The sequence below is a fragment of the Sphingopyxis sp. LC363 genome (assembly GCF_000756385.1).
In the GTDB taxonomy this organism is placed as follows: Bacteria; Pseudomonadota; Alphaproteobacteria; order Sphingomonadales; family Sphingomonadaceae; genus Sphingopyxis.
In genome coordinates, this window is sequence record NZ_JNFC01000067.1 from 93,674 (window position 1) to 114,865 (window position 21,192).

At 61.5% G+C, this 21,192-nt stretch carries 23 protein-coding genes; 21 read left to right on the forward strand and 2 right to left on the reverse strand.

The annotated features are described in order from the left end of the window. Position 1: 1 nt before the first annotated feature. From FG95_RS18180 to FG95_RS18225, 10 genes are all read left to right on the forward strand, one after another. Positions 2-427, forward strand: coding sequence for a GlcG/HbpS family heme-binding protein (locus tag FG95_RS18180; protein WP_037557639.1), 426 nt, complete (start codon positions 2-4; stop codon positions 425-427). Next, positions 428-1,939 (forward strand): 2-hydroxymuconic semialdehyde dehydrogenase, encoded by a 1,512-nt coding sequence (locus FG95_RS18185; protein WP_052182496.1) that lies wholly within the window; start codon positions 428-430, stop codon positions 1,937-1,939. A 2-nt stretch (positions 1,940-1,941) separates the two neighbouring features. Next, positions 1,942-2,745 carry a 2-keto-4-pentenoate hydratase gene (locus FG95_RS18190; RefSeq protein ID WP_037557713.1) on the forward strand — a complete coding sequence of 268 codons (804 nt, stop codon included), beginning with the start codon at positions 1,942-1,944 and terminating at the stop codon, positions 2,743-2,745. 27 nt (positions 2,746-2,772) lie between these two features. Continuing rightward, positions 2,773-3,708, forward strand: a complete 936-nt coding sequence (locus FG95_RS18195; RefSeq protein WP_037557641.1) for an acetaldehyde dehydrogenase (acetylating) — start codon at positions 2,773-2,775, stop codon at positions 3,706-3,708. Continuing rightward, on the forward strand, positions 3,705-4,748 hold the full coding sequence (dmpG, locus tag FG95_RS18200) for a 4-hydroxy-2-oxovalerate aldolase (protein ID WP_037557643.1): 1,044 nt from the start codon (positions 3,705-3,707) through the stop codon (positions 4,746-4,748). The genes FG95_RS18195 and dmpG overlap by 4 nt, the downstream gene beginning before the upstream one ends. Beyond that, complete coding sequence (locus tag FG95_RS18205; protein ID WP_037557645.1) at positions 4,745-5,515, forward strand: 2-keto-4-pentenoate hydratase; 771 nt, start codon at positions 4,745-4,747, stop codon at positions 5,513-5,515. Before dmpG ends, FG95_RS18205 begins: the two co-directional genes overlap by 4 nt. Beyond that, complete coding sequence (locus FG95_RS18210) at positions 5,515-5,721, forward strand: 2-hydroxymuconate tautomerase (protein WP_037557646.1); 207 nt, start codon at positions 5,515-5,517, stop codon at positions 5,719-5,721. The genes FG95_RS18205 and FG95_RS18210 overlap by 1 nt, the downstream gene beginning before the upstream one ends. A gap of 80 nt (positions 5,722-5,801) precedes the next feature. After that, on the forward strand, positions 5,802-6,005 hold the full coding sequence (locus FG95_RS18215; protein ID WP_327195734.1) for a 2Fe-2S iron-sulfur cluster-binding protein: 204 nt from the start codon (positions 5,802-5,804) through the stop codon (positions 6,003-6,005). Between the two features lie 14 nt (positions 6,006-6,019). After that, positions 6,020-7,525, forward strand: a complete 1,506-nt coding sequence (locus FG95_RS18220) for an aldehyde dehydrogenase family protein (RefSeq protein WP_037557648.1) — start codon at positions 6,020-6,022, stop codon at positions 7,523-7,525. An 11-nt stretch (positions 7,526-7,536) separates the two neighbouring features. After that, positions 7,537-8,769, forward strand: coding sequence for an NAD(P)/FAD-dependent oxidoreductase (locus FG95_RS18225; protein WP_231732771.1), 1,233 nt, complete (start codon positions 7,537-7,539; stop codon positions 8,767-8,769). An 11-nt stretch (positions 8,770-8,780) separates the two neighbouring features. Here FG95_RS18225 and FG95_RS18230 read toward each other — a convergent pair whose 3' ends face one another. Further along, positions 8,781-9,566, reverse strand: coding sequence for a 1,6-dihydroxycyclohexa-2,4-diene-1-carboxylate dehydrogenase (locus tag FG95_RS18230; RefSeq protein WP_037557649.1), 786 nt, complete (start codon positions 9,564-9,566; stop codon positions 8,781-8,783). 173 nt (positions 9,567-9,739) lie between these two features. Between FG95_RS18230 and FG95_RS18235 the strand changes: the two genes are divergently transcribed. From FG95_RS18235 to FG95_RS18245, 3 genes are read left to right on the forward strand one after another with little or no spacing between them, the layout of a single operon-like run. Beyond that, the gene (locus tag FG95_RS18235) at positions 9,740-10,756 is read left to right on the forward strand and encodes a dihydrodipicolinate synthase family protein (protein ID WP_037557715.1); all 1,017 of its coding nucleotides are present in this window, start codon (positions 9,740-9,742) and stop codon (positions 10,754-10,756) included. Continuing rightward, entirely contained in the window at positions 10,753-11,928 is a 1,176-nt protein-coding gene (locus tag FG95_RS18240) for an aromatic ring-hydroxylating oxygenase subunit alpha (RefSeq protein ID WP_037557650.1), read from the forward strand. Before FG95_RS18235 ends, FG95_RS18240 begins: the two co-directional genes overlap by 4 nt. Then, positions 11,925-12,422 (forward strand): aromatic-ring-hydroxylating dioxygenase subunit beta, encoded by a 498-nt coding sequence (locus FG95_RS18245; RefSeq protein ID WP_037557651.1) that lies wholly within the window; start codon positions 11,925-11,927, stop codon positions 12,420-12,422. The genes FG95_RS18240 and FG95_RS18245 overlap by 4 nt, the downstream gene beginning before the upstream one ends. Before the next feature lie 68 nt (positions 12,423-12,490). Here the strand turns inward: FG95_RS18245 and FG95_RS18250 are convergent, their stop codons facing one another. Then, the gene (locus FG95_RS18250) at positions 12,491-13,357 is read right to left on the reverse strand and encodes an alpha/beta fold hydrolase (protein WP_037557652.1); all 867 of its coding nucleotides are present in this window, start codon (positions 13,355-13,357) and stop codon (positions 12,491-12,493) included. A gap of 168 nt (positions 13,358-13,525) precedes the next feature. On the opposite strand from FG95_RS18250, the gene hpaH reads away from it, so the two are divergent. The 8 genes from hpaH to FG95_RS18290 all read left to right on the forward strand — a co-directional run bounded on the left by hpaH (position 13,526) and on the right by FG95_RS18290 (position 21,185). Continuing rightward, complete coding sequence (gene hpaH / locus FG95_RS18255) at positions 13,526-14,326, forward strand: 2-oxo-hept-4-ene-1,7-dioate hydratase (protein WP_037557653.1); 801 nt, start codon at positions 13,526-13,528, stop codon at positions 14,324-14,326. A gap of 61 nt (positions 14,327-14,387) precedes the next feature. Next, complete coding sequence (locus tag FG95_RS18260; protein WP_231732770.1) at positions 14,388-15,098, forward strand: HpcH/HpaI aldolase family protein; 711 nt, start codon at positions 14,388-14,390, stop codon at positions 15,096-15,098. Positions 15,099-15,231: 133 nt separating this feature from the next. Continuing rightward, a complete protein-coding gene (locus FG95_RS18265; RefSeq protein ID WP_231732769.1) occupies positions 15,232-15,855 on the forward strand; it encodes a UbiX family flavin prenyltransferase in 624 nt (207 codons plus the stop codon). Further along, positions 15,855-16,427 carry a hypothetical protein gene (locus tag FG95_RS18270; protein ID WP_052182497.1) on the forward strand — a complete coding sequence of 191 codons (573 nt, stop codon included), beginning with the start codon at positions 15,855-15,857 and terminating at the stop codon, positions 16,425-16,427. The genes FG95_RS18265 and FG95_RS18270 overlap by 1 nt, the downstream gene beginning before the upstream one ends. Continuing rightward, a complete protein-coding gene (locus FG95_RS18275) occupies positions 16,424-17,977 on the forward strand; it encodes an FAD-binding oxidoreductase (protein ID WP_037557655.1) in 1,554 nt (517 codons plus the stop codon). Before FG95_RS18270 ends, FG95_RS18275 begins: the two co-directional genes overlap by 4 nt. Before the next feature lie 30 nt (positions 17,978-18,007). Next, on the forward strand, positions 18,008-19,471 hold the full coding sequence (locus tag FG95_RS18280; RefSeq protein WP_231729162.1) for an aldehyde dehydrogenase family protein: 1,464 nt from the start codon (positions 18,008-18,010) through the stop codon (positions 19,469-19,471). Then, complete coding sequence (locus tag FG95_RS18285) at positions 19,471-20,949, forward strand: non-oxidative hydroxyarylic acid decarboxylases subunit C (RefSeq protein ID WP_052182498.1); 1,479 nt, start codon at positions 19,471-19,473, stop codon at positions 20,947-20,949. The genes FG95_RS18280 and FG95_RS18285 overlap by 1 nt, the downstream gene beginning before the upstream one ends. Continuing rightward, a complete protein-coding gene (locus FG95_RS18290; RefSeq protein ID WP_037557656.1) occupies positions 20,946-21,185 on the forward strand; it encodes a non-oxidative hydroxyarylic acid decarboxylases subunit D in 240 nt (79 codons plus the stop codon). Before FG95_RS18285 ends, FG95_RS18290 begins: the two co-directional genes overlap by 4 nt. Positions 21,186-21,192: the final 7 nt, after the last annotated feature.

The following is a 21,192-nucleotide window of genomic DNA, read 5'->3' on the forward strand; positions in this document are numbered from 1 at the left end:
GATGGTCGAAAACTACCACACGATTGCACACGGGTCCGCCTTGGAGGCGGTCGCCGCTGCCGTAGGGCATGGCACCGCCGGCGGAACGCCCGTGGTCGCTGCGGTCGTGGGCGCGTCGGGGGAACTGGTCGCGTTCCTGAAAGGCGGCGCGGCTCCCTTTCACTCCGAAAAGATCGCTCAGGACAAAGCCTTCACGGCCGCAAGTTTCAAAGTGCCGACGGCAGCGGTCTACGAACTGGTCTCGGGCTCCGAAGCCTTATGCAACGGCATCGCGCATCAGCCGCGGGTCGTGATGTTCGGCGGCGGTGTCCCGATCATAGTCGATGGGAATTGCATCGGGGGAATTGGAGTCTCGGGCGGCTCCGAGGAGTTCGACATCGCCTGCGCCCGGGCAGCCGCCGCCTCGATTGGTGCGAAGGAGTTCTGAATGGTACAGGTTCAACAGCTTGCGGTCGAACCGGAAGAGAGAAACCGACCTGTCGCTGCGGATATCTTGAACTTTATCGACGGACGGTTCGTAAAGGGCGGCTCGGGGGCGACGTTCCCCAACATCGACCCCGCCACCGGTCGGGAGACGGGGCGCGTTCATGAGGCGACCCGTGAGGATGTGGATCGCGCTGTAGCGGCGGCCAAGCGTGCGCTCACAGGACCTTGGGGCAAAATGACAACAGCCGAGCGCATTCGGCTCATCGCTGCTGTTGCGGATGAGATCGAACGGCGCTCGGAAGACTTTCTCGATGCAGAAGTGGCCGATACGGGCAAGCCGAGAGCGGTCGCGGCGCACATCGATGTTCCGCGCGGCGCGTCGAACTTCCGGATGTTCGCCGACATCGTCACGACCCTCCCGACAGAATCGTTCGGTACCCCGACGCCTGACGGGAGCGGTGCGATCAATTACGCTGTGCGTAAACCGAAGGGTGTCATCGCGGTCGTCTGCCCGTGGAATTTCCCGCTCTTGCTGATGACCTGGAAAGTCGGCCCGGCGCTGGCCTGCGGGAACACCGTGATCGTCAAGCCGTCCGAAGAGACGCCGCGGACGGCAGCCCTTCTCGGCGAAGTGATGGACGCGGTCGGAATGCCCACGGGGGTCTACAACGTCGTCCACGGCTTCGGCCCCGGCGCAGCAGGCGAGTTCCTCACCGCCCATCCGGACGTCGATGCCATCACCTTCACAGGCGAAACCGGCACCGGGCAGGCCATAATGAAGCAGGCTGCCGTCGGCGTTCGCGACATCAGCTTCGAACTCGGCGGCAAAAATCCAGCGATCGTCTTCGCCGATGCCGATCTTGAGAAAGCAGCCGAAGGCATTTCGCGCGCCGCCTTTCTGAATAGCGGGCAAGTGTGCCTGGGGACCGAGCGTGTCTATGTCGAGCAATCCGTCTTCGAACCTTTCGTAGCCAAGCTTGCCGCTGCCGCTCGCGCACTGAAACCCGGGAACAAGGGTGATCCGCATTACCTCGGGCCGATGATCAGCGAAGAACATCGGCAGAAAGTGCTCGGATATTATGAGCGGGCGATCGCCGAAGGGGCAATCGCCGTTACGGGCGGCGGGGTACCCAACGTCGATGCCGCGGCGGCGGGCGGGTTCTGGGTCGAACCCACAATCTGGACCGGCCTCGCTCATGATTCGACCGTCATGCGGGAGGAGATTTTCGGTCCTTGCTGCGGGATCATTCCCTTCGACACCGAAGACGACGCGATAAGTTGGGCGAACGACACGGATTATGGCCTGTGCGCTACCGTCTGGACAGAAAATCTCTCTCGAGCTCATCGCGTCGCGGCGGCAATGTCCGTCGGCGTGTGCTGGGTGAACTGCTGGTTCCTGCGCGACCTGCGCACGGCATTCGGCGGTTCGGGGCAATCGGGAATAGGCCGCGAGGGCGGAGCGCACAGCCTCGAATTCTACACCGAGCTCGAAAACATCTGCGTGAAGATATGATCATGTCCGAACAAAATACACTTGACCCTGACATCATTGAAGAAGCAGCGATCGCCCTGCGAACGGCGGCCGAAAAGCGCTCGCCGATCCCCCCGCTTCGCGAAAGCCTCAGCGGCGGTGGCGTCGCGGCGGCCTATGCGGTGCAGGAATTGAACACCCGCCACGCACTCTCCTCGGGGCGCCGTCTCGTCGGACGCAAGATCGGGCTTACCTCGCGGGCGGTCCAGAAGCAGCTCGGCGTGGACCAGCCCGACTATGGCATGCTCTTCGCTGATATGGATGTGCCCGAGGGCGAGCCGATCGGGCTCGGGCGGGTCATCCAGCCAAAGGTCGAAGCGGAAATCGCGATCGTGGTCGGGCGCGACCTCCTTCAGCCCGACCTTACGATCGCCGAACTGATCCGGGCGGTCGAATATGTCGTGCCCGCGATCGAGGTCGTGGACAGCCGCATCGCCAATTGGGACATCCGGATCTTGGACACCATCGCCGATAATGCTTCGAGCGGTCTGTTCGTGCTTGGCGCCGTTCCGCGCAAGCTCGACGGGCTCGACCTACGCGCGTGCGGGATGGTGATGGAATGCCGCGGCGAGCCTGTTTCTGTCGGCGCGGGCGTCGCCTGTCTTGGCAGCCCGATCAGTGCCTCCTTGTGGCTGGCGCGCGTCATGGCACGCGAAGGCCGTCCGCTTCTTGCCGGAGATGTTCTTCTGTCGGGCGCTCTCGGACCCATGGCAACCGTCGCGGCCGGCGACGTCGTCGAGGCCAGAATCAATGGAGTCGGGACCGTCAAAGCGGCGTTTGCAAGCTGAGGCGATCAACCGGAAAGGGATAAAGAGATGGCGAAGACGAAATGCGCGATCATCGGATCGGGCAACATCGGCACCGATCTCATGGTCAAGATATTGCGGGGCTCGAGCGAACTCGAACTTGCCGTTGTGGTAGGAATAGATCCCGCCTCCGAAGGCCTTGCGATGGCGCGCGCGCGCGGCGTAACCACGACCCACGAAGGTATCGATGGACTGCGCGCGCTTACGAATTACCCTGACATCGAGCTCGTTTTCGACGCGACCTCAGCCTATGCGCATGTCGAACATGCCAAGGCCCTCGCAGCGGATGGAAAGCTTGTCGTCGATCTGACGCCCGCCGCGCTCGGCCCTTTCGTGGTACCGCCGGTCAACGCAGCGGTCTCCTCGGGCGCTCGCAATATCAATATGGTCACGTGCGGCGGACAGGCGACGATCCCGATTGTCGCTGCGGTGTCGAGCGTCACGCCGGTCCATTATGCGGAAATCGTCGCGTCGGTTTCGTCCCGGTCGGCCGGACCCGGTACAAGGGCCAATATCGACGAGTTCACGCGCACCACGGCCAAGGGCATCGAGGTTGTTGGGGGAGCGGCCAAAGGCCGCGCGATCATCATTCTCAATCCGGCCGACCCGCCGATGATCATGCGCGACACGATCTTCACCCTGACCGACTTGGTTGACGAGAGCTTGGTCTGCGATGCCGTCAAGGCGATGGTCGCCGAGGTCCAGCGTTATGTGCCAGGGTATCGATTGAAGCAGGACATTCAGTTCGAACGGTTCGGATCGAACCGGCCGCTAAAGATCCCGGGCTATGGCGAATTCGAAGGAATGAAGACCAGCGTCTTCCTCGAGGTCGAAGGCGCCGGCGACTATTTGCCAAAATATGCCGGCAACCTCGATATCATGACCGCTGCGGCAAAGGCTGCCGCCGAAGTCCTCGTGCGTCAGACGGGGAGAATCGCAGCATGACCTTCGATCCATCCAGCCAGTCGCTTTACATCCAGGATGTAACGCTCCGCGACGGGATGCATGCCATCCTTCACATGTATGGCACCGACAGCGTGCGAGCCATTGCAAAGGCGCTCGACGCAGCCGGGGTCGATGCCATCGAAGTCTCGCATGGCGACGGCCTCAACGGGACATCCTTTAATTACGGGTTTGGGGCCCACACCGATTGGGAGTGGATCGAGGCAGCGGCTGATGTCATCGAACATGCGGTGCTGACGACGCTTCTGGTTCCGGGCATCGGAACGGTCGAGGAACTGAGGCGCGCGCACAGTCTCGGCGTCCGCTCGGTGCGCGTCGCTACCCATTGCACCGAAGCCGACGTTGCAAAGCAGCATATCGGGATTGCGCGGGACCTCGGCATGGACGTCTCTGGCTTCCTGATGATGAGCCATATGATCGATCCCGAAGCGCTCGCGCAGCAAGCCTTGCTCATGGAGGGATATGGCGCCCATTGCATCTATGTAACCGACAGCGGCGGAGCCCTCGACATGGACGGCGTCCGGACCCGCTTCGAAGCTTACGATCGGGTCCTCAAGCCCGAAACGCAGCGCGGGATGCATGCGCATCACAATCTCTCGCTCGGCGTCGCAAACTCGATCGTCGCGGCGCAGGCCGGCGCGGTGCGCATCGACGCCAGTCTCGCCGGCATGGGTGCCGGGGCGGGCAATGCCCCCCTCGAGGTTTTCATCGCCGCCGCCGATCGCAAGGGCTGGAAGCACGGGTGCGACGTGATGGGCTTGATGGACGCCGCGGAAGATATTGTGCGGCCACTGCAGGACCGCCCGGTGCGCGTCGATCGCGAGACTCTCAGCTTGGGCTATGCAGGCGTTTATTCCAGTTTCCTGCGCCATGCCGAAAAGGCGGCCGAACAATATGGTCTCGATACCCGCCAGATCCTGGTCGAGCTCGGCAGGCGGCGGATGGTCGGCGGCCAGGAAGATATGATCGTCGATGTCGCCCTCGACCTCGTTCGGGACCAGGAACTGGCGGTGTCGCAATGAGCGATTTGGCAAGTCTGGCCGAAATCCTGGACCGGGCCGCGCACGAACGCGTGGCTACGCCGCAGTTGACCCATGCCCGACCCGAGCTGACGGTTGAGGACGCTTATGAAATCCAGCGACTGTCCATCGATCGTCGCCTCCAGCGCGGCGAGCGGCGTGTCGGCGTCAAAATGGGTCTCACGAGCCGGGCCAAGATGCAACAAGTGGGCGTCGACCAGATGGCTTGGGGCCGACTCACCGACAAGATGCTGATCGAGGAAGGGGGCAGCCTTGCGCTCGCTAACTTCGTCCACCCACGCATCGAGCCGGAAATCGCCTTCCTGATGTCGGCTCCCCTCGCCGGTAGGGTTACGATGGCCCAGGCGCTCGCCGCGGTTGCCGCGGTGGCGCCTGCGATGGAGGTGATCGACAGCCGATACGAGAATTTCAAGTTCGCGCTCGCCGATGTCATCGCTGACAACAGTTCTTCCTCGGGCTTTGTCGTCGGAAGCTGGAACGACCCGCACCAGGATATCTCGAATCTCGGGGTCATTCTCGAAATCGACGGCGAAGTCGTCGAAGTGGGGTCCAGCGCCGCCATATTGGGGCATCCGCTACGATCGCTCGTTGCGGCCGCGCGCATGGTGTCGGAGGGCGGCGAGCGCATCGAGGCCGGGGATATCGTCCTGGCGGGCGGGATCACAGCTGCTCCGACCCTTGCCAAGGGTCAGTCGATCCGCACGACTGTCCAGAATCTCGGATCAGTTTCGATCAGGGTTGATGCCTGATGCCGATTATCGAGGTCACCTTGCTCGAGGGACGAACGCCGGAGGCGAAGGAAGCTCTCGTCGCGGCGCTGACCGACGCCGCCGTATCCGCCGTCGGGGCGCCGATCGAGTCGGTTCGCGTCATCCTGCGTGAGGTTCCCGCAGCACATTTCGCAGTTGGCGGCCAGTCGTTCGCCGCGCGGCGCGCGCGCGAGTCCGGGGGATAGTCGCTATGCGCCCGCATCTCGTGGAAATCGTGGGAGGCAGCGCCTTTCCATGCCCGGACGGGGAGCGCGTGCTCGTTGCCATGGAGCGCAGCGGAGCGAGCGACATCGGCGTCGGATGCCGGGGCGGCGGCTGCGGAATCTGCCGGGTACGGGTTATCGAAGGCGCGCATCGGCTCGGCAAGATGAGCAAGGCGCATGTATCGGACGCGGAGCTCCAGGCGGGTTATGCCCTTGCTTGCCGGCTCTATCCTCTCGGTCGTCTGACGATCGAAGTTGTGGAATAAGGTGGAGAAGCGACATGTCGACAAATCTGAAGGCGATTGAAAGCAACTATGGCATTCGCGACGAATATGGCCATCTGATTGGCGGAGAATGGGTCGGGGGCGCCAGCGGCAAGACAATCGCGCTGCTCAACCCTGCTACGGGTGAGACGCTCGCCCGAATTCAAGCTGGGAACGCCGCCGATGTTGGTCGGGCCGTGGCGGCGGCAAAAGCGGCCTTTCCCGCATGGTCCCAGAGCAGCGCGGCGGAGCGGCAGGACCTTCTTTACGAAATTGCGCGCCGCCTCAAGGCGCGCCTTGAAGAATATGCCGTCCTCGAAACGCTGAACAACGGTAAGCCCATCCGCGAGTCGCTGTATTTCGACCTGCCCAACGCGATCGGCCAGTTCGAACTCTTCGCGGGTGCCGCCTACGGCCTGCATGGCCAGACGCTGGACTTTCCCGATGCGATCGGCATCGTGCACCGCGAGCCGCTGGGCGTCTGCGCCCAGATCATACCGTGGAATGTTCCCCTGCTCATGATGGCGTGCAAAATCGCGCCGGCTCTGGCGGCGGGCAATACGGTGGTATTGAAGCCGGCCGAAACGGTATGCCTCTCGGTGCTCGAATTTTTCGTGGAGATGGCCGATATTCTGCCGCCGGGTGTGGTGAATGTCGTCACGGGTTATGGGGCCGACGTCGGAGAGGCGCTCGTAACCCATCCCGACGTGCGCAAAGTCGCTTTCACGGGATCGGTCGCGACCGCGCGCCGCGTGATCCAATATGCCTCGGCGAATATCATTCCGCAGACGCTCGAACTCGGCGGAAAATCGGCGCACATCATTTGTGCCGATGCCGATATCGACGCGGCTGTCGAGAGCGCAACGATGTCGACCGTCCTTAACAAGGGCGAGGTGTGCCTCGCCGGGTCGCGCCTCTTCCTTCACGAGGCAATAGAGGAAGAGTTTCTCGAGAAATTTCGTGATGCGCTCGGCAACATCAGGCAGGGCGATCCGCTGGACCCTGCCACGCAGCTCGGAGCGCAGGCTTCGACTATGCAAATGGAGAAGATCGAATCCTACCTCGCGCTCGCGATCGAGGAAGGGGCGACGGTCTTTGCCGGCGGCGCGCGTTCGGCGGATGCCGGGCTCGCGAAAGGGCATTTCGTCCAGCCGACAATCTTCACCAAGGTCGCAAACGACATGCGAATTGCGCAAGAAGAGATCTTCGGTCCTGTTACCACAGTGCAAAGCTGGCGCGACGAGGACGAGATGATGGCGCGTGCCAATGACACGAGCTTCGGCCTCGCCGGCGGCGTGTGGACCCGCGACCTCGCGCGCGCGCATCGCATTGCAAGGAAGCTTGAAACCGGGACGGTATGGATCAACCGATATTATAACCTCAAACCAAACATGCCGCTCGGCGGATACAAGCAGAGCGGGTTTGGCCGGGAGTTTAGTCACGAGGTGCTCAACCACTATACCCAGACGAAGTCGGTGATCGTGAACCTCGACGAGGGCAAGCTTGGAATGTTCGATCAATAGGGTGACCAATAGTGATCAATAGCATTGCGGTCGTCGGCGCAAACATGGCCGGCGCAAGGGCGGCGGAATCACTGCGCAGCGCAGGTTATGACGGCCATATTCATCTCATCGGCGAGGAGCCGTGGCGCCCTTACGAACGGCCGCCGCTTTCGAAGGAGTTTCTGTGGGAAGGCGGAACGCCTTCTGGAAGCTTCTATCTTCATGACGAGCATTGGTACGCCTCGAACAAGGTCGAGCTCCGCCTGGGCGTGCGAACAACGGCGATCGACCTGCGCGCCGGCGCGCTGAGGCTCGCGTCCGGCGAAGCGGTTCAGGCGGACCGCATTCTCCTGGCAACGGGCGGCGCCGCTCGCCGCCTGCCTTTGCCAGGGGCCGAGGCTGCCAATGTGCACCATCTTCGCACCCTTGGCGACGCCGCCGGCCTTGCCGCCGATCTGCGGCCCGGCGCGCAGATCGTGATCATCGGAATGGGCGTCATCGGCGCCGAGGTTGCTGCCAGCGCGCGGCGAATGGGCTGCAATGTTACCGCTGTTGAGCCGTTCGCTTCGCCGATGATCCGGGCACTCGGGGACCATTTTGGAGCTTGGCTCGGCGAGCATCACCGGATGCAGGGCGTTCGTGCGCTCTACGGCCGATCGGTCAAAGGTCTTCGCCTGAGCGGCGCGAAAGTCTGCGCCGTCGAGCTCGATGATGGCGAAGAACTTGCCTGCGACGCAGTTGTTGTGGGTATCGGGATCGTCCCGGCCGTCGAACTGGCAGCGGATGCCGGCCTGATCGTCGGCAATGGGATCGTAGTCGACGCGCAATGCCGTACCAGCAATCCCGTCATCTTCGCCGCGGGCGACGTCGCCGAGCAACCCGACTTCTTCGGCGGCCGCGTGCGAATGGAGACCTATCAGAATGCAGCCGAGCAGGGCGCAGCTGCAGCGGCCGCCATGCTCGGTCAACCCGTCGAATATTGCCGCCCGTGCTGGTTCTGGAGCGACCAATATGATCTGAACATACAAGTGACCGGGCGCATCGACGCGCAGCAGCAGCTCATCATGCGCGGGAGGGTGGAGGATGATGCCTTTTGCGCATTCTTCCTCGCAGGAGATCTCGTCATGGGCGCGCTGACCGCGAACCGGTCGGCAGATATGGGAGTCGCCAAGCGCCTTGTCGAACGCCGCGCGCGCGTCGGACCGGCGGAGTTGGCCGATGTCGATGTCCCGCTGCGCGAAATATTGAAGAAGTCTGCTTCCTAGGTCCCCGAACTTCAGCCTATCCCGCCTCCGGCAACATAGAGCGTCTGTCCGGTGATGTAGGAGGCCTCGGGGGCGCCGAGAAAACAGATGGCGGCAGCTATCTCGTCGACCTCGCCAAAGCGCGCCATCGGGGTATCGCGCAGCGTCTGCCTTACGACAGCCTCGAACCCTGCCTTGTCTGCCTCGGTGGGCTCGGCCGGATTTCTGGGTGTGACTCTCGTGACGTTCACGCCGCCTGGCGCCACGCAATTGACCCGAATGGGCCTGTCTTCGAGATCCTGGGCAAGCGCCACGGTCAGCGCAGCAACGCCGCCCTTCGCTGCGGCATAGGGCAAGCGGTTGATCCCACGCGTCGCGACCGAGCCGACGTTGACGATCGCACCCTGGCCCGCCGCCAAAAGATGCGGGAGCACGGCATGACAGCACCAGATCGTAGGCCAGAGCGAACGGTTGATCTCAGCCTCTATCTCCTCCGCGCAATAGTCCCAGAAGGGCTTGGCCCAGATCGTGCCGCCGACATTATGGACCGCGACATCGACGCGCCCATGCCGCTCGATCACATTCCCGTAAAGCGAACAGGCGCCGTCTCTTTTCTCAAGGTCGTGAATTTCACCATAAGCGTCGAGCCCGTCGGAACGAAGGCCCGCAACGGCCGCCATCGTGGCGTCCTCGGCGCGGTCAGCGATGGTCACTGTCGCGCCTTCCCGGGCCATTCGGGTCGCAACCGCCAATCCGATGCCTTGGGCTCCGCCCGTAACCACGGCAATTTTATCGGCATATCGCCCGGAGGAAATCATCGTGAGCTCTCCATTATTGCGCAACTAAAATTGATAAATATCAACTGGATAGAATTGTTACGCAATGGTTGATTCAGGAATTACATGTCGCAGCTTGCAAACACAAGGAGTAATGCATTACACTATGAACAACGAAAGGGCCGTGATTCTGCAGGTCCAAAAGGAGAGGGATGATGCGCAGCCGGCTGCTCCGACCCGATGATATCAAAGGCGCCTGGGCCATCGTGCCGACGCCCGCTACCGAAAACGCCTCGGACTGGCGCTCAGAGAACACGGTCGACCTGGATGAAGCCGCGCGGGTGGTGAACGGGCTGATCGACGCTGGAATTGACGGCATTCTCAGCATGGGAACTTTGGGAGAGGCGGCAACGCTCACCCACGGCGAAAAGCTCGATTATATGCGAGCGATTGTCGATGCGGCCGGCGGCCGCGTTCCCGTGTTCGTGGGCACGACCTGCCTTAACACGCGCGATACGATCGCCCTGACCCGGGAAGCGCTTGCGCTTGGCGCCGACGGGACCATGCTTGGCATTCCGATGTGGTGCGCGCCCGCGCTCGACGTTTCCGTGCAATTCTATCGCGACGTCGCCGAGGCCGTCCCCGAAATGAATATCGCCATTTACGCCAACCCCGAAGCGTTCAAGTTCGATTTTCCGCGGGCATTCTGGGCGCAGGTCGCGGAAATTCCCCAGGTCGTGACCGCGAAATATATCGGGGTCGGTACGCTGCTGGCCGATCTCGCGGCCGTGAAGGGCAATATCAAGCTACTCCCCATCGATTTCGATTATTATGCGGCGGCGCGGATGGTCGACGAGATCGATGCCTTCTGGTCCAGTGGCGCCGTTTGCCATCCGCTCGTGACGACGAGTTTGCGCGATATTGTCGCGAAGGCGAGGGCAAGCGGCGACTGGGCGGCCGCGCGGGCGCTGCAGGCGCGTCTGGGCCCCACCGCCGCGCCCCTGTTCCCGAATGGGAGCTTCAAGGAATTTTCAACGTATAACATCGGCCTCGAGAAGGCCCGAATGGACGCTGCAGGGTGGATGAAAGCGGGACCAGTTCGGCCGCCCTATCATCTCGTACCCGAGCCGTTTCTGGCCGGGGCGCGCAAATCCGGCACGATGTGGGCCGATCTGGGACGCGAGCTGGAACGCGAGCAATCCACGCCATTATCATTGGAGGCAATCCCATGACGAAGCTAGATTTGGACTGGCCTCACAATTTCAATGAGATTCCGAAGGAAGTTTTTGTACGCAAGGACGTTTACGACACCGAACTGCAGCGCATTTTTCATGGCGAGGAGTGGCATCCGGTTTGCCATGAGAGCGAGATCCCGGAACGGGGGGATTTCAAGACGTTTCGTCTCGCCGGTATTCCCCTGCTGATCGCGCGCGGCGATGATGGTATCGTTCGCGCCTTCTTCAACGCCTGCTCGCACCGCGGGAACCAGCTCGAAACCGCTCCGATGGGTAACAAGCAGGAATTCGAATGCCCATATCATCGCTGGCTGTTCAGCACGCGGGGGGACCTGGTCGGGTGTCCGAACCAGCGCGAGTTCGTGCCTGGCTTCAACCGCTCCGACTATCCCTTGGCCCAACCCCGGATGGAGAGCGTCTACGGCGTCGTGTTCGTCACCATGTCCGCTCGAACCGAACCCCTTCTCGAATGCCTCGGATCGATCGTGGAAACGCTCCGCGAGCTCGTGGGGGGGGACGGCCGCCTCAAGCTGCTCGGCTACCAGAAGGTCCGGTACAACACGAACTGGAAGTCCTATACCGACAATGACGGCTATCATGCACCGCTCCTGCACCAGGCCTTCAATCTCCTAAACTGGCAGGGCGGTAAGGGGCGCCAGTTCACCAGCACGAAACGGGGCCATATAGGCTTTGAATCCGAGCTGTCGGTTGCCCGTGGCGATACGATGCTCGAAGATCCGTCGATCATCGAGTTCAAGGGGCAGGACCCCTCCGTCGGATCCCGGATCGTCAGCCTCTTTCCGACCTTCGTTGCAACGAAGCATTTGGACGTTATCAACCTGCGGTTCGCGACGCCCATCGATCATGAGCGGGTCGAAGTGCATTACGCTTATTTCGCGCATGCCGATGACGATGAGGAGATGGTGCGGCACCGCTTGCGCCAAAGTTCGAACCTCTTGGGTCCGAGCGGCCTGATCAGCATGGAAGACGCGTCGATTTTTCACCGGATTCATATCGGGAACCACACGCCCGGCGCGGCCATCTTTCAAAAAGGTGTCCGTGACAAAGAGAAGATCGAGGACGAGTTCCTTCAGAACGACGAGAGCGGAAATCTTCCGAGATGGGAATATTATCGGGAAATAATGGGTTTCGAAAGGCGCGCAGCATGACCTTGGCGCCCGAAAACTTTAATCGCGCGCTCGACGACTTGCTCGTCGCGGACGCGGACGCACTCGACAGCAAGGATATGCAGCGCTGGCTATCCAACTATGTGGAAGAGGACGACGCATCCTATATCTGTCTGTCGCGTGAAAATGAGGAACAGGGGCTCGCGCTGGGCTTCATGTACGACGACTGCCACGCGCGCCTGCTCGACCGAGTGACCTATATCACGAAGATATGGGCCGGGACATTTCAGGACTATCGAACTCGGCATTTCGTTCAGCGCGTCGCGGCGGACCGAATTGATGATAACACCTGGAAAGCGCGGTCCAACTTCAGCGTGTTCATGACGCCCGAAGACAGCGGCGTGTCCGAAGTCCTCGCGACGGGGCAATATGAGGATCTCGTTCGAGAAGGCGCGGATGGAGATCTTAAGCTTCTTTCCCGTCGCACCCTCCTCGATACGACGGTACTACCCCGCTATCTGGTCTATCCGATCTAGTCACACCTGGGAGCGATGGTGAGAGCCAGCGCCCTTGGATATGTACGTCATCGGGGTGACAACGGCCCTCAGGCCGTCGTCCAGTCGCGTGCGCCAAAATGGCGTTCGAGCATCGGGCGCATGATGTCCCATCGCTCAAGCTGGCTCCAGTGTCCCGACCTATCGAGAACATAGAGTTCGGCATGCTGGAGATGCTCAAGCAGATAGAGGCTCGTATCGAGAGGGACGATCCGGTCCTGCCTGCCGTGAAAAATCAGCACGTCGTGCGGAAGCTTGCCCAAGATCGACGGCGGCATTGCAAGCGTTTCGATCCCGACCTTCATCGAATCGATCATCTTCGACGCGATGGACATGACAGCGGGATCGGTCGCAATTTGATAGCGCGACGATACGATCTCTTCCATTCCTTCGAACTTGTCAGCGTCATAGGCGAAGCTGTGCATCAGCTGGCGATATCGCGCTGGGCGCGGATCGGAATAAAAGGAGAGCAGCCGAACCAACTCCGGCGTCCGCGGCGCCGGGGCACCTATCGACCCCATGAGAATGACCTTATCGAATCGTTCGGGCGTTTCGCTCAGAAGCTGCAGTGTCAGCGCGCCGCCCATCGAATTTCCGACGATATGGGCGCTGTCGATCTCAAGCGCGTCCATCAGTCCGAGGCATTGTTCGACGCGGACACCGATCCACGCCATGACATTGTCCGGGAACGGATCCGGTATGGTGGACTGGCCAAATCCGATCAGATCGGGTGCGATCACGAAGAAATTTTCGGCGAGATCGGGCATTAGGTGGCGCCAGTTTGATGCGGCGTGCGCACCCGGCCCGGCGCCATGCAGAAGTAATATGGCAGGCTTCTTGGGATCGCCGGCGATCATCGTGTGCGACGTAAGCCCGCGTCCTTCGATTTTCTCTTCCCGGATGACATCCGAACCCATGAAATCTCTCCCTTCCGTCTTATCGATGGCATTCCATCCGACCTGGACATTGCACAATGGCTATCGTGTTGTCCATTGTAAACTCTAGCGACCTGCCGACTGGACTCTCATATCTCATTGTGCAATGCATTTGCCAGATAAGCAATTGTGGGACGGGGAGTAGCCGAGATGGACGACGAGACTGTTGCATCGCTCGCGCGTGAACTGGATGTCGCCGAGGCGAGCCAAACACCCGTCCGGCAGCTGTCGCTTCGCTTCCCTCAGATGACGATAGAAGATGGATATCGCATCGCCCGCGCGTGGGTTGAGCTCAAGAAGGCGGCGGGACGTCGGTCCATTGGCCGCAAGATTGGTCTGACATCGCGTGCGATGCAGGCGTCTGCTGGTATCACCGAGCCCGACTATGGCACGTTGCTCGATGACATGGCGTTCGAGGAGGGGAGCGAAATTCCCATCGATCGCTTCATCAATCCGAAGGTCGAAGTCGAATTGGCCTTCATTCTCTCCCGGCCGCTGGGTGGTCCCGATGTGACGACACGGGCTGTTCTCGCTGCCACTGAATATGTAGTGCCCGCCGTGGAGATCATCGACAGCCGCGTTCAGCCGATCGACGCGGAGACCGGCAGCGCCCGGAAAATCCAGGATACGATTGCCGACAACGCGGCGAATGCCGGGATCGTCCTCGGCGGCCGGCCCATCCGGCCGGACGCCATCGACCTGCGATGGGCCGGCGCCATATTATCTCGCAATGCCGTCATCGAGGAAACAGGAATTGCGGCTGGCGTGCTAAACCATCCAGCGCGAGGGGTCGCGTGGTTGGCAAATCGCTTGTCGCAGTGGGGAGAAGAGTTGCAGGCGGGCGAAATCCTGCTGGGCGGTTCTTTTACCCGCCCGGTCCCTGTGTCGCGCGGCGACGTGATATCTGCGGATTATGGCAGGCTCGGCTCGATCGCGATGCGGTTTGTCTGACATGTCGTCAGCAAATCCTCCCAACCATTTCAAAGTCGCGCTCGCCGAAGGGCGGACGCAGATGGGATTCTGGCTGGCGCTGGCGAACGCCGACATCGCCGAAATCTGCGCCGGACTGGGGTTCGACTGGCTCCTTGTCGATGCCGAGCACGGACCGCAAACTCTGCCCGGGATAATCGAGCAATTGCGGGCAATAGCGTCCTGCCCGCCCTGCGCTGCCGTCGTGCGCGTGCCTTCATCAGACCCCGTCGCGATCCGTCAAATCCTCGACTTGGGAGCGACGACCCTCATGGTTCCGATGGTCGAAACGGCTGAGCAGGCCTTCCGGTTGGTCGAAGCATGCCGCTACCCCCCATCGGGCAGCCGAGGCATCGGCGGTGCAAGGGCATCGCGCTGGGGCGGCATTGCGACCCATGTTGCCGATGCCAACGAGCGGCTTTGTCTGATTGCGCAAATCGAGACGATTCAGGGTGTCGAGAATATCGAAGCAATCGCCGGCGTCGACGGGATCGACGCGCTGTTCATCGGTCCAGCCGATCTGGCAGCGTCGGCCGGGCTCTTGGGAAGCGCCAACCGGGAGCGGGTGCGCGAGCTCACGATGGGCGCGTTGTCCCGCATCCTTGCCGCGGGAAAGCCAGCGGGAATTCTGTCGCGCGATCTCGCGCTTCTCGATGCACATCTCGCCGGCGGCGCAAGCTTCGTCGCTGTCGGAATAGATGCGTTCGCCCTCGCCGATGCGGCACGCGGGCTGCTCGATCGATTCCGCCAGTGACCGCGATCCGCGCGCCGGTTTTGGCCTTGCACAATAAGCAACGGATTGTATGCTGTGTCCAAATAGGAAATCGGGAGCGGGCTATGCTAGTGCCGAATCGACCGGATACAGGCGGCCTCCGCCGGCGGGGGCGATGACGTTGCAAAAGATCGTGATCGCGATCACCGGCGCGACAGGATCAATCTACGGTCTGCGTCTGCTGGAAATGCTGCGTGAAGATCCGAGCTGCGAAACGCACCTCGTGGTCTCCCAGGCAGCCGTGCTCAACATCCGCGAGGAACTGCCGCTAACGCTGAAAAAATTTGAAGCGTCGGCTGACGTGGTTCATAACATACGGAATGTCGGCGCCAGTATCGCGAGCGGATCGTTTCTCTGTGACGGCATGATTGTCGCGCCCTGCTCCATGCGCACCCTTGCGGCGATCGCCAATGGGCTCTCCGACAATCTGATCACCCGAGCTGCCGACGTCATGCTCAAGGAGCGTCGTCCATTAACGCTCATGGTGCGAGAGACGCCCCTGAACCTTGCCCATCTTCGAAACATGGCAGCCTGTACCGAAATGGGGGCGATAATTTTCCCACCCGTCCCGGCGTTCTACGCTCGGCCATCGTCGATCGACGAAATCGTCGACCATAGCTGCATCCGGGTCCTCGACCAGTTCGGCATCCATCGGGCCGCCGATCGCCGATGGACCGGACTGAAGGGCGCAGAAGTGATGCCTCTGGCGCAGGCGGATAAATCGGAAAGGACAATTTGATGGCGGCAGTGCTGATGCGCCGGGAGCTATTGGGCGCCGGGGTTTTTTGCGCGGGTCTGGTTGGAGCCTCCCGCTTCCGGTCAGGAAGTGCGGCGGACGAAGAGGCCGTTCTCGTCGTCAGCCAGCCAAGGGTTGAGGAAAGCGAGCGTTTTGCCGCGTCCCTCATATCGTCTTCGAAAAAGTCTCTCGCGCTGGATGTCGGAAGCGGGCTGGATGAGTTGCTTGGCGACTGGCCCCGCGGCGCGCAGGTGATTGCAGGCCTGACCTCCGACCCCGCTGCAATGATTGCGGCCCAGTTGCTCATCGAGAGTGGAGCGGAGCCTTTGCTTCGATGGGAACATTCCTATGAGGCGGGCCGCTGGACACACCGCATCGGCGCCGCCCCCGGCTTGGGCGCGCTCCCGCAATATACTTGGCCCGCCGTCGTTGCGCAGAAAGTTCGCGATGAGCTGGACGGCCACAAATCATCACCGCGCCGGGCCGCGTGCATTTCGGGGGAATGTGCACTCGCCTCGAATAGCCCCGGCCTACTTGTGACCTGGGCCTTTCGGCTTGCCGGAGAAACGCGGTGAGGCCGCCGCTGCCCGAGGGAATTGCGGCGGCCGACTTTTCACGGGCCCTCGATGAACTCGCAGGCGTCGTCGGCAAAACCTGGGTTTTCGTCGACGAGCTTCCGCTGTCGACTTACCGCGACGCGTATTCGCCGCTTGCCGATGGCACTCTGCTTCCTTCTGCCGCCGTCGCTCCGGAAAGCGTCGAACAGGTGCAGCGGATCCTTGCCATCGCCAACAGCTTCCGATTGCCGATCTGGACCATCGGGACTGGACGGAACTTCGCATATGGCGGGCCGGCACCCCGCAAATCCGGATATCTTGTCCTCGATCTGAAACGGATGAACCGGATCATCGAAGTCAACGAAAAATATGGATATGCGCTGGTCGAGCCGGGCGTTTCCTACATGCAGCTTTATCGCCACCTGCAGCGGATCGGCAGCAAATTGTGGATCGATCCGGCAGCGCCCGCCTGGGGCGGCGTCATGGGGAACGCGCTCGAGCATGGCGCCGGCTACACGCCCTATGGCGATCACTTCATTATGCAATGCGGGATGGAAGTTGTGCTTGCCGATGGCCAGGTCGTTCGCACGGGCCAGGGAGGCATCTCTAACAGCAAGCATTGGCAGATCAGCAAACATGGGCTCGGACCGCAGTTCGATGGCATGTTCACCCAGTCGAATTTCGGCGTCGTCACCAAACTCGGCATCTGGCTGATGCCGGAGCCGCCCGGTTACAAGCCGTTCATGATCACCTTTCCACGCGAAGAGGATCTCGAGCAGATTTTCGAGATCACGCGCCCGCTCAAGGTGAATCAGGTGATCCCTAACGCAGCGGTCGCGGTCGACCTATTGTGGGAGGCCTCGGCGAAGACCACGCGGCGACATTATTATGACGGCAAGGGGCCGCTCCCGCCGTCGATCCGGACGAAGATCGCCGCGGACCTCAATCTCGGGATGTGGAATTATTACGGCGCCCTCTACGGACCACCGCCCATGATCGAGAATAATTGGAAATTGATCGAGGAGGCATTCAGCAACATTCCGGGCGCCAAGTTCCACTTCGCGCGCGAGAATGATCCTGCGTGGGATTATCGCGTTAAGCTCATGCGCGGCGAACCCAATATGACCGAGTTCAGCATCATGAACTGGATCGGCGGAGGGGGACACGTCAACTTTTCCCCGATTTCCGCGCCCGACGGGGCGGAAGCCTTGGCTCAATATAATCTGATCAAGAAACGCTGCCACGAATTCGGCTTCGACTACATCGGGGAGTTTCTGGTCGGCTGGCGGGACATGCATCACATTTTGATGATCATGTACAATCGGGCCGATGAAACGATGCGCAAGAGCGCCCACGATCTCTTCAGTCTCCTGGTGGATGAGGCCGCGGCGGCGGGGTTCGGCGAATATCGTACTCATCTCGCCTTCATGGACCAGATTGCTGGAACCTATCGTTACAACGACGGGGCGCTTTGGGATCTCCATCACCGCCTGAAGGACGCTCTCGATCCCAACGGCATTCTTTCGCCCGGAAAGCAGGGCATATGGCCGAAGTCGGCGCGTCCCTGATGCCACGCGACCCACGCTCCCAGGAGATTCATGATGCGTAAGGACGAAGTGAGGGGGCTTGACCACTGGATCGGCGGGTCACCGGTTGCCCCTGGCGACGGCGCTTATTTCGAAAGCCTGAACCCGATTGACGACAGTCTCTATTCCCGGGCGGCTGCCGGGACTCCGGCCGACGTCGATCGAGCAGTTGAGGCGGCCGACACGGCCTATCGCCGGAACCGCGACCTTTCCGCAGCCGCGCGCGAGGGATGGATGATAAAGGCTTCGGCTCTCATGGAGCGTGACGCATCGCAATTTGCCGACACGCTCGTTGATGAAATCGGCTCGCCGATCGCAAAGGCCGGTTTCGAGACCCGGTTCGCCACGAGCTTCTTGCGCGCGGCCGCAGGCGTTCCCCGGCGCATTCGCGGCGAGACTATTCCATCCGATGCGCCCGGCCGCGTCAGCATGAGTTTTCGCGAACCGGTCGGAGTCGTTGCCGGCATTACGCCGTTCAACGTCCCGCTGATCAAGGGGATCAAGCAGTCGGCCATGGCGCTCGCGACGGGCAATGCCTTCGTCCTGCTTCCGTCGGAAGCGGCACCGCGCGTGGCCGATCAACTCGCGCGCCTCTGGGAGGAAGCAGGCGTGCCCGAAGGCCTGTTCAACATTGTATATGGGGACGGCGCCAAAATCGGCGATGCGCTTACTGGCCATCCCAAGGTTCGCGCGATCACCTTCACGGGCTCGTCCCGGGTCGGGCGGCATATCGCGCGCATCGCAGCTGAAGGCTTCAAGAAATATACCCTCGAACTCGGCGGGAAGAGTCCTCTCGTCGTCTGCGCCGACGCCGACATCGAAAAGGCCGTGGCGGCCGCGATCTTCAGCATCTTCATGTATCAGGGCCAGGTGTGCATGGGGGCGTCGCGTATCTATGTCGAACGTCCGATCTTCGACCGGTTCTCCAAGGCTTTCGCTGCTGCAGCTGCGAAACTCTCATCCGGCGATCTGCGCGATCCCGCAACGATGCTGGGTCCTATCATTTCCGGGCGTCAGCGCGCGCGCGTGCGGCAGCATATCGATGACGCCCGCGGCAAGGGAGCCGAAATACTCGCCGGGGGCGAATGGACGGGCCATGTGTGCCATGCGACCATCCTCTCCGGTGTCCAGCCCGGGATGGAGGTAGCGGCCCAGGAAACCTTCGGGCCGGTCACGTCGCTCTATCCGTTCGATGACCTCGATGAAGCCCTCCGGCTTGCCAACGACACCGAATATGGCCTGAGCGCCGCGATCTTCACGCGCGACATCGACAAGGCGCTTCGGTTCGCTCGCGAAATCGAGTCCGGGATGGTCCATGTCAACGCGCCCACGTTGCACGACGAGCCTCACGTGCCGTTCGGCGGTTCCAAGGCTTCCGGATTTGGCCGCGAGGGCACCGAGGCCGATCTTGAAATCATGACCGAGTGGAAATGGGTGAGCATCCAGACCGACGCGGCCGTTGGGGGAGCACACTGATGTCTCAAGGAAAGTCATCCATTCGCGCCAACCTCGCCGATCGCGCAAGAGGCGTCGGATCGCTGCGCGATTTTCTGGAGCTCCTCGAAGAATATGGGCAGGCCATTACCTGGACGGACCGGATCATGCCCGAGCCCGACCTGCGCAACATTGCCGTGGCCGCCTCGCGCGATGTCAACCATGCTCCTGCGATCCTGTTCGACAATATAGCGGGCTACCCCGGGAAACGCACGGTTGTCGGGGTGCACGGCTCTTGGGATAATATCGCGCTGCTCCTGGGTCAGCCAAAAGGCACCACAATCCGGGATATGTTCTTCGACATAGCCGGGCGCTGGGGCGATGCCTCTGCCCAGATCAGCCGCGTTTCCGAGGGGCAGGCGCCTGTCCATGAGTGCCGGCACGAGGAGAATATCAATCTCTACGACCTGCTGCCCGTGTATCGCATCAACGAGTTTGACGGGGGTTTCTATTTGGCCAAGGCGTCGGTGGCTTCGCGCGATCCGTTGGATCCGGAAAATTTCGGCAAGCAGAATGTCGGCATCTACAGGCTTCAGATCCAGGGTCCCGATCGCTTCAGCCTGATGACGATCCCGTCGCATGACATGGGACGCCAGATCCTCGCAGCGGAACGCGAAGGCCTGCCGCTCAAGATCGCCGTCATGCTCGGCAACCATCCCGGCGTCGCGTTGTTCGCAGCAACACCAATCGGCTACGACGAGTCCGAATATGCTTATGCCTCGGCGATGATGGGAGCGCCGATCCGGCTGACGAATTCCGGCAACGGTATCGACATCCTCGCGGATAGCGAGATCGTCATCGAAGCCGAGCTCCAGCTTGGTGAGCGCGTCTTCGAAGGGCCGTTCGGTGAATTCCCAGGATCCTACAGCGGCGTGCGACGCGCCCCTGTCTTCAAGGTGACCGCCGTCTCGCACCGAAAGAACCCTATATTCGAGAATATCTACATCGGTCGTGGCTGGACGGAGCACGACACGTTGATCGGTCTTCATACGTCGGCGCCCATCTATGCACAGTTGCGCCAGACCTTTCCCGAAGTCACCGCGGTGAATGCGCTGTACCAGCACGGACTGACAGCGATCATCGCGGTCAAGAACCGGATGGCGGGCTTCGCAAAATCCGTGGCGCTCCGCGCGCTTGGTACGCCCCATGGCCTCATGTATCTGAAAAATCTGATCATGGTCGATGGCGATATCGATCCCTTCGATCTCAACCAGGTCATGTGGGCCCTGTCGACCCGGACGCGCGCGGAGGACATCATCGTCCTGCCGAACATGGCGATGGTCCCGATCGACCCCGCTGCCGTGACGCCGGGGAAGGGGCACCATCTGATTATCGACGCAACAAGCTATCTCCCGCCCGATCCGGTGGGCGAGGCACATCTGGTCACCCCGCCCACCGGCCAGACTATCGATGACCTCGGCAAACGGATCCAGGCGATGCAACGAGGCGAGACGCTATGACTGCACCCCATTGCCCGCGATGTGGCTCCGACGCTTCGATCCCTGATTTCCGCGGCGTCGATGGCGAGAAAACGATTTGGACAATCCATCGCTGCACGGCCTGCTGTTTCTCTTGGCGCGACAGCGAGCCGGCGAGTGCGATCGACCCGCGTGTGCGCGCCGAGGAGTTCGCGATCGATGTTTCGGAGCCGGATCTTTTTCCGATCGTCCTGCAACCTTCGACCATGCGGAAATAGGGGGTGA

Coding starts and splice junctions, on each gene's coding strand:
- FG95_RS18195 (WP_037557641.1), top strand. CDS start 2,773: ATGGCGAAGACGAAATGCGCGATCATCGGATCGGGCAACATCGGCACC.
- FG95_RS18185 (WP_052182496.1), top strand. CDS start 428: ATGGTACAGGTTCAACAGCTTGCGGTCGAACCGGAAGAGAGAAACCGA.
- FG95_RS18190 (WP_037557713.1), top strand. CDS start 1,942: ATGTCCGAACAAAATACACTTGACCCTGACATCATTGAAGAAGCAGCG.
- FG95_RS18215 (WP_327195734.1), top strand. CDS start 5,802: ATGGAGCGCAGCGGAGCGAGCGACATCGGCGTCGGATGCCGGGGCGGC.
- FG95_RS18280 (WP_231729162.1), top strand. CDS start 18,008: ATGATGCGTAAGGACGAAGTGAGGGGGCTTGACCACTGGATCGGCGGG.
- FG95_RS18210 (WP_037557646.1), top strand. CDS start 5,515: ATGCCGATTATCGAGGTCACCTTGCTCGAGGGACGAACGCCGGAGGCG.
- FG95_RS18240 (WP_037557650.1), top strand. CDS start 10,753: ATGACGAAGCTAGATTTGGACTGGCCTCACAATTTCAATGAGATTCCG.
- hpaH (WP_037557653.1), top strand. CDS start 13,526: ATGGACGACGAGACTGTTGCATCGCTCGCGCGTGAACTGGATGTCGCC.
- FG95_RS18250 (WP_037557652.1), bottom strand. CDS start 13,357: ATGGGTTCGGATGTCATCCGGGAAGAGAAAATCGAAGGACGCGGGCTT.
- dmpG (WP_037557643.1), top strand. CDS start 3,705: ATGACCTTCGATCCATCCAGCCAGTCGCTTTACATCCAGGATGTAACG.
- FG95_RS18205 (WP_037557645.1), top strand. CDS start 4,745: ATGAGCGATTTGGCAAGTCTGGCCGAAATCCTGGACCGGGCCGCGCAC.
- FG95_RS18260 (WP_231732770.1), top strand. CDS start 14,388: ATGGGATTCTGGCTGGCGCTGGCGAACGCCGACATCGCCGAAATCTGC.
- FG95_RS18180 (WP_037557639.1), top strand. CDS start 2: ATGGTCGAAAACTACCACACGATTGCACACGGGTCCGCCTTGGAGGCG.
- FG95_RS18270 (WP_052182497.1), top strand. CDS start 15,855: ATGGCGGCAGTGCTGATGCGCCGGGAGCTATTGGGCGCCGGGGTTTTT.
- FG95_RS18265 (WP_231732769.1), top strand. CDS start 15,232: ATGACGTTGCAAAAGATCGTGATCGCGATCACCGGCGCGACAGGATCA.
- FG95_RS18290 (WP_037557656.1), top strand. CDS start 20,946: ATGACTGCACCCCATTGCCCGCGATGTGGCTCCGACGCTTCGATCCCT.
- FG95_RS18230 (WP_037557649.1), bottom strand. CDS start 9,566: ATGATTTCCTCCGGGCGATATGCCGATAAAATTGCCGTGGTTACGGGC.
- FG95_RS18220 (WP_037557648.1), top strand. CDS start 6,020: ATGTCGACAAATCTGAAGGCGATTGAAAGCAACTATGGCATTCGCGAC.
- FG95_RS18245 (WP_037557651.1), top strand. CDS start 11,925: ATGACCTTGGCGCCCGAAAACTTTAATCGCGCGCTCGACGACTTGCTC.
- FG95_RS18235 (WP_037557715.1), top strand. CDS start 9,740: ATGCGCAGCCGGCTGCTCCGACCCGATGATATCAAAGGCGCCTGGGCC.
- FG95_RS18285 (WP_052182498.1), top strand. CDS start 19,471: ATGTCTCAAGGAAAGTCATCCATTCGCGCCAACCTCGCCGATCGCGCA.